Source organism: Sphingomonas sp., assembly GCF_019242355.1.
Classification (GTDB): domain Bacteria; phylum Pseudomonadota; class Alphaproteobacteria; order Sphingomonadales; family Sphingomonadaceae; genus Sphingomicrobium.
Map to the genome: position 1 here is coordinate 1 of NZ_JAFAVR010000225.1, position 4,613 is coordinate 4,613.

Here is a 4,613-nt window from a genome sequence, read left to right on the forward strand (position 1 = left end):
GATGCGGACGTGCTGATCGATTTCTCCGCCCCTAGCGCGCTTGGCGAAAGCCTCGACCGGGCCATGTCGATCGGCATCCCGATCCTTGTCGGCACCACCGGCCTCGATGAAGCCGCCGGCGGGCACATCGCCGAAGCGTCGAGGCGCATCCCCGTCCTTCGCGCGGCGAACACTTCGCTCGGCGTCGCCGTCCTGGCTGACCTCGTCGAGCGTGCGGCCAGCTTGCTCGGACCCGACTGGGACGTCGAGATCGCCGAGACCCATCACCGGATGAAGGCCGACGCGCCGTCCGGAACCGCGCTCCTGCTGGGCGAGGCAGCGGCGCGCGGGCGTGGCGTGAAGCTCGACGCAGAGGTGGGAAGGTCCGGAACCGGTTTGTCCCGCAAGGATGGCGCAATCGGCTTCGCCTCGCTTCGCGGTGGCAGCGTTGCGGGCGACCATGACGTGATGTTTCTGGGGCCGAGCGAGCGGCTTGTCCTGTCCCACAGCGCAGAGAACCGCTTGATCTTCGCTCGCGGTGCACTCGCCGGTGCGCGCTTTCTGCTCGGCAAGCCAGCGGGCCTCTATTCCATGCGGGACGTGATCGCATCGCTGTGAGCGACCCCGCGGTCGAATCTCACGGCCTCGCGCGGCGCCTTGGGCTGTTCGACGCGACCATGCTGGTCATGGGCGGGATCATCGGCTCGGGCATCTTCGTCAATCCGGCCGAGGTCGCGCGGCATGTCGGCACGCCATCGCTGATCGTCGGAGTGTGGGTGCTTGGCGGGGTGATCGCGCTGACCGGCGCGCTGGTCTATGCCGAGCTCGCCGCGCGGCGGCCCGCGGTCGGCGGACAGTACGCCTACCTTCGCGACGCCTTCGGGCCGCTGCCCGCGTTCCTCTACGGCTGGTCGCTTCTGCTGGTCATCCAGTCGGGAGGAATGGCGGCGGTCGCGATCACCTTCGCCCGCTACTTCGGGGAAATCAGTCAACTCGGATTGCCGGACAGCGTCGTCGCCGTCGCCGTGCTGGCGCTACTCACCATCATCAACTGCTTTGGGGTCCGGTCGGGAAGCAATGTCCAGAGCGCCCTGATGGTGCTGAAGATCCTGGCAATCGCCGCGTTGGTCGCGGTTGGCCTGATGGCCCCCACCGCTTCCGGGCAGGAATCGTCGGCGGCCAGCGGCTTCAGCGGCGTCGGCGCCGCGATGACCGCTGTCATGTTCTCCTACGGCGGCTGGCAGACATCGAGCTTCGTCGCCGGCGAGATGCGCGACCCGCGGCGCGACCTTGCCCGCGGCCTCTTGCTCGGAGTGGCGGGGGTCGTCCTGCTCTACACCGCCGTCGGCTTCGTCTGTGTCCACGCCCTCGGCCCGGCAGGTTTGGCCGCATCGAAGACGCCGGCGAGCGACGTCATGCGCGCCGCCGCGGGTGGTAAGGGCGCAACCTTCATCGCCATCGGTATCGCGGTCTCCGCCTTGGGCTTTCTCAGCCAGAGCATGCTGACCGCTCCGCGCGTCTATTTCGCGATGGCCGAGGACCGCGTGTTCTTCCGCAGCCTCGCCGCCGTCAGCGCGCGGAGCCGGGTGCCGACGCTGGCGATTGTCGTGCAGGGCATCGCGGCTTCGGTGATCGCGGTCTCGGGCGCGTACGGGCAGATCCTGAGCTACGTCGTCTCGGTCGACTTCATCTTCTTCGGCCTGACCGGCGCCGCGCTGTTCGTCTTCCGGCGCAAGGGCGACGCGAACGACGGCTTCTCAGCGCCGGGGCATCCGATCACCACCGGCCTGTTCGTCGCCTGCTGCTTCGCCATCGTCGTCGCGACGGTCGTCAACAGCCTGGAAAACAGCCTGATCGGCTTCGCAATCCTCGCGCTCGGGGTGCCGGCCTTCCTCTATTGGCGGAAGGCGAATGCAAAGTGAGCCGCGCCATGCAGTCGGAATACATGCACTGGGCGAAGTTCAAGGCGCCGGTCCGCTATTCCCTCACCGGCAGCGAGGTACCGCACGTCCGCATGGACACTCTGCCCTGGGCGATTGCCGACCTCGACCTCGATGGCGCGAGCCACCCGCGCTATCGGCCGCTCGTCGAGGCGATCGCCCGGCGCGCCGACGTTCCGCCCGAGCAGGTCGTCACTGCCGACGGCACGTCGATGGCGAACATGCTGGCGATGGCGGCGCTGATCAAGCCGGGCGACGAGGTGCTGGTCGAGCACCCGGCCTACGAGCCGCTGCTCGCCGCAGTCAGTTTCCTCGGCGCGAGGATCGCGCGCTTCGAACGGCGATCGGAGGACGGCTTCCGCCTCGATCCGGGCGCTGTCGACGCGGCCCTGACCGATGATACGCGACTAGTGGTCCTGACCAACCTGCATAACCCGAGCGGTTCCATTGCGAGCGAAGACCAGCTCGCCACGGTCGGTGCCCTCGCCCGCGCCCGCGGGGCGCGCGTGCTGGTCGACGAAGTCTATCTCGACGCGGCGACGCCTCGCCCTCGAAGCGCCGTTCACCTCGGTCCCGAGTTCGTCACGACCAACAGCCTGACCAAGGTCTATGGTCTCAGCGGCCTGCGCTGCGGCTGGGTCCTCGCCGAACCCGTCCTCGCCGAGCGCATCTGGCGATTGAACGACCTGTTCGTCGTCAACCGCGCCCATGCTGACGAGCGGCTCGCCTGCATTGCCTTCGCGCATTTGGGCGAGGTCCTCGGCGACAGCCCTGCCCTGCTCCGCCGCAACCGCGAGGCGTTCAACCGCTTCCTGGCTTCTCGCGACGATCTCGAAAGCACACCGGCGATCCATGGTCTGACGGCCTTTCCGCGCTGGACCGGCGGCGACACTAAACGGCTCGATGCCCGGCTCCACGAGCGCTACGACACCGCCGTGGTGCCCGGCCACTGGTTCGAGCTGCCCGAGCATTTCCGCATCGGCTTCGGCGAACCTGCCGAAGATTTCGCAGAGGGCCTTTCCCGTCTCGGCGCTGCCTTGGACGACCTCAAGTGAAGCGCGACGAGGTATTCGAGTTCTTCCGCCGCCTGGCCGAGGCGAACCCCTCGCCGACGACCGAGCTCGAATCTACCAATCCTTACACTCTGCTCGTCGCTGTCGTCCTCTCGGCCCAGGCGACCGATGCCAGCGTCAACCTCGCCATGCGGCCAGTGTTCGCCAGGATCACGAGACCGAAGCAGATGCTGGCCCTCGGTGAGGAGCGATTGCGCGAGGCGATCAAAACCATCGGCCTGTTCAATACCAAGGCGAAGAACGTGATCGCGCTCTCCCAGACGCTGATCGAGCGCTTCGGCGGCGAGGTCCCCCGCACTCGCGAGGAGCTTCAGTCGCTGCCCGGCGTCGGCCGCAAGACCGCGAACGTGGTGCTCAACACCGCGTTCGGCGAGGAGACCTTCGCGGTCGACACCCACGTCTTTCGGGTCTGCAACCGCACCGGTCTAGCGCCCGGCAAGACGGTCGACGAGGTCGAGGCGAAGCTCGACAGGCTTGTCCCGCAGCCCTTCCGCCGCGACGCGCACCACTGGCTGATCCTGCACGGCCGCTACACCTGCAAGGCGCGGCTGCCGGAATGCTGGCGGTGTCCGGTGGTCGACCTCTGTCGCTACAAGCCCAAGACGCCGCCGCCCGAGGAGCGGGTCAAGCCCAGCGCCGCTCGAACCGGGAGCCGAGGCAAGTCAGCGACTCGTACTGCGAAAGTCCAGACTGCTTCGCGGCGGACGGCAAATCGAAGTCGATCTCGACCCATTCGCCTTCCCTGACATCCGGCACGGTGTCGCAGCCGACAGCGATCAGATCCATCGACACGCGGCCGAGCACCGGCAAAGCGAACTCTCCGGCAAACGCGGACCCCCGACTGGAGAAGCCGCGCAAATAACCGTCGGCGTAACCGATATTGAGGATCGCGGCCTCGGTATCCGCCTCGGCAACGAAGGTCGCGCCATAGCCGCAGCTCTCGCCTGCTCGGATGGTGCGGCGCTGCACCACCTGCGCTTCGAGGCGAGCAACCTGGCGGATCGCGCCCTCGGCTTCGGACCGGGGAATGCCGCCGTAGAGCGCAAGGCCGGGCCGGACGAGGTCGAAGCTGTAGTCGCGGCCGAGACAGATACCGGCGGAGTTGGCGAGGCTGTAGCGGCGAGCCGGAACCGCCGCCGCGACGTCACGGAAGCGGTGCAACTGCGTGGCGTTGAAATCGCTGTCCTCGTCGGCGCAGGCAAGATGACTGTGCAAGGTGTCGATGGCGAGTCCGTCGAGCGCCGCTACCTCATCGACACGCAATCCTAGCCGGTTCATGCCGGTGTCGACCATCACGTCGCAACGGCGGTCCCCACCACTCTCAAGCCATCGGACGACCTGTTCTACGCTATTGAGGCAGGGCCTCGCCGCGGATGCGAGGGCAGTCTGGAGGTCATCCGGTCCAACGCCATGGAGAACCACCACGCTCGCGTCTTCGGGCAACTCGCCAAGCGCGGCGGCTTCCGCCCAGGTCGAAACGAAAAAGTCACGACAGCCCGCGTCGAGCAATGCGACCGCCGTTTCGCGCGCGCCGAGGCCGTAGCCGTCCGCCTTGACCGCCGCCCCCGCGGCGACTCCGGCGCGGCTTCCGAGCCAGCGCCAGTTGGCCTGCAAGGCTTCT

Annotated in this window: 4 protein-coding genes and 1 pseudogene; 4 read left to right on the plus strand and 1 reads right to left on the minus strand. The window is 67.6% G+C overall.

What is annotated here, in order from left to right:
- The 4 genes from dapB to nth form a co-directional block, all read left to right on the plus strand.
- Positions 1–597 (plus strand): 4-hydroxy-tetrahydrodipicolinate reductase (dapB, locus tag JOZ79_RS11055; protein ID WP_294074088.1); only part of this gene is annotated, 597 nt, incomplete at its 5' end.
- Positions 594–1,901 (plus strand): amino acid permease, encoded by a 1,308-nt coding sequence (locus tag JOZ79_RS11060; RefSeq protein ID WP_294074090.1) that lies wholly within the window; start codon positions 594–596, stop codon positions 1,899–1,901. The genes dapB and JOZ79_RS11060, both read left to right, overlap by 4 nt.
- Positions 1,898–2,974 (plus strand): pyridoxal phosphate-dependent aminotransferase, encoded by a 1,077-nt coding sequence (locus JOZ79_RS11065; RefSeq protein WP_294074092.1) that lies wholly within the window; start codon positions 1,898–1,900, stop codon positions 2,972–2,974. The genes JOZ79_RS11060 and JOZ79_RS11065 overlap by 4 nt, the downstream gene beginning before the upstream one ends.
- Positions 2,971–3,738 (plus strand): endonuclease III, encoded by a 768-nt coding sequence (gene nth, locus JOZ79_RS11070; RefSeq protein WP_294074094.1) that lies wholly within the window; start codon positions 2,971–2,973, stop codon positions 3,736–3,738. Before JOZ79_RS11065 ends, nth begins: the two co-directional genes overlap by 4 nt.
- Here nth and alr read toward each other — a convergent pair.
- Positions 3,686–4,606, minus strand: a pseudogene (alr, locus tag JOZ79_RS11075) (alanine racemase); the annotation flags it as partial. The gene nth and the pseudogene alr overlap by 53 nt on opposite strands.
- Positions 4,607–4,613 lie beyond the last annotated feature (7 nt).